Annotated in this window: 1 protein-coding gene; it reads left to right on the top strand. The window is 45.3% G+C overall.

Annotated elements, in window-relative coordinates; translation table 11 throughout:
- Positions 1 to 8 precede the first annotated feature (8 nt).
- Positions 9 to 2,408: a right-handed parallel beta-helix repeat-containing protein gene (locus tag HMPREF2954_RS00090; protein ID WP_045073995.1), complete on the top strand. Its 2,400-nt coding sequence runs from the start codon at positions 9 to 11 to the stop codon at positions 2,406 to 2,408.
- Positions 2,409 to 2,455 lie beyond the last annotated feature (47 nt).

Here is a 2,455-nt window from a genome sequence, read left to right as displayed (position 1 = left end):
AGATTGCCATGGCCGCAGCCGAGAAAAAAGCCGCAGCCGAGAAAAAGGCCGCTCAGGAAAGAGCTGAAGCCGAGCGCAAAGCAGCCCGAGAAAAAGCTGAAGCCGAACGTGTAGCTTTGGAACAAAAACGAGAAATCGATCGTAAAGCAGCCATCATCAGTGCTCGCGAAAAGGCAGAAGCAGCCCGTAAAGCTGCTGATGCTGCTGCAAAAGCCGAGCTGGCAGAAAAAAACCGTGCAGAACAAATCAAACATTCGGAAAATAAACTGGGCAATCATTCTTCAAACGAAGAAGAAATGAGCAAACCTGCAAAAAATACCGGCTCTAAAACAGACAACCCATCATCCGATAAATCCCATGTCGGCAAGAGTACACTGCCGGCACAAGACAACACCGGCAAAGTAACCGACCTTTCCGATGACAACAATAATGCAACACAACACCAAAACAACAAAAATGTTTCTCCTACGCAACCTGCTGCTGAAAAAGGAACGACTGCGACTGCCCATATCCATAATCCTGCCGAAGGCAAACAATCGGAATCCGGCGACTATAAAGTATATGAATCCAAACAATATGGTCGCTACATTAATGTAAATGATTTCGGTGCGGATCCTACAGGTAAAAAAGACAGTCTGGCTGCCATCAAAGCTGCACTCGAAGCCGCCCACAAAGAAAAAGCCATGCTGTTTATGGACGGTACTTATTACATTTCTGATCAAATCGTTATCGACAATAATACCTCCGGCGTTAAAGGCATCTTCGGTTCGGGTATGGGTAAAACCCAGATTAACTTCGACAAAGCCCAAGTCGGCATATTCAATTCCAACACCAACCACGACGATGTTCGTGCCTTTGCAGGTATCTTGGTGGATGGTCAAAATGGTAAAACGATTGCCGACCTATCGGTTCGATATACCAATGCTGACTTCTACCGGAAAGATTTAAGCTACTTCGGTAAAGTAAACGGTATTTTAGTCAACGATGCAGACAACACCCTGATCAGCAAAGTGGAAGTATCTGGTGCAAACCGTGCAGGCGTAACCTTTACCTCTACCGCCGCACTCATGCGTGAAGCCGGCTATAAACTGTCTTATAAAGATCGCGTTGCCAACGGTTCCATCGACGACAAATACGATTCACTGCCTTTAGGTGAAAACAACCGTATTATTGATTCCAAGCTGCACCACAACCGCGTTGCCGGTGCTCTGGTTTCCTATCAGAAGAATTTCCTTGGAGAAGGCAATCTCTTATCTTGGAACGGACACCAAGATGATGGCGGTACCGGCTATGGTATGGCTGCCGCTGCAGGTAGCTACAACTACGGGATTACCTACCGTAAAAACACAACAGATCACAACTATCGGAAAGGTTTGGATGTACATGACGGCACAAACGTCTTGATTGAAAACAACACATTAAATGGCGACCGCCTGTACGGGATTGCCGTCTATAACCGCCAATTCTCGCTGGACAACGTCAAAATATCCGGTAATGTCATTACACAGGACACTTCGTTCCGTCTTGCCGTCGATGACACCCCGGGATACGACTACCATATGTATTCAGGTATCCAAGTACAGACCAATACGCAACGCCGGGACTTACACAGTAAAGATAAAGGCTATTTTGACATCAGCAACAACACAATCAATAACTTGGAGGTCTATAAAGACAATATCCAAACCTACGGTATCGAATTCCGTAACCATGAACAAAAAATGGATTACACACTAAACATTACCGGTAACAAAATCAGTGGCGAATCCACCAAATACCTGATGGCGGTTATCAATGATACCTACGCCCCGCAAACTCATGAAAAAGGTATCGGTACCAGCACCATCAACATTAGTGATAATGTTGCTGATATTGGCAAAATAAAGAGCGGAGCTGTTCCTTTCTATATTGAAGAACATCACTCCGACGTACCGATGCATGGCTCGGTTACGCTAAACAACAACGCCGTTACCGTTCGTGAAGAATCCGGCGGTTATGCTGAATTTGCCTTTATGCGTACAAATGCCAAGGAATATAACGTTACCAATAATACCCTGTCGCTACACGGACACCTGGATAACGGTATCGTTGAAGTCCGCAGTACCGGGGATGGTAAGGTTAATGCTAATTTAAATATGGCAAATAATACCTTGGTAACCGACATCAAAGGCCAAATCTACAAAACCTGGCTGCGTTATGAATCGGATATTGATGTTTATGCCAACTCCAACACCCATAACGGCGATACGCTTGATAATGTCAATACCAAAGGCAGCAACGTCAGCATGTCTGATGTATTAGTCAGCGTCAGCAAAAACATCAACACCATCCAAGATGCCGTCTATTCCTACCAGCATAAAACCTTACCAGTAACAGAAGACCACGTGCACACCAACGGCATCCTATAAACCCGCCGTAATCAAAAGGTCCTTGGATTCGGATTTCAAGTGCAACA

Source organism: Neisseria sp. HMSC067H09 (assembly GCF_001814135.1).
GTDB lineage: Bacteria > Pseudomonadota > Gammaproteobacteria > Burkholderiales > Neisseriaceae > Neisseria.
Note: the sequence above shows the minus strand (reverse complement) of the source record. Positions and strands in the feature narration are given on the sequence as shown.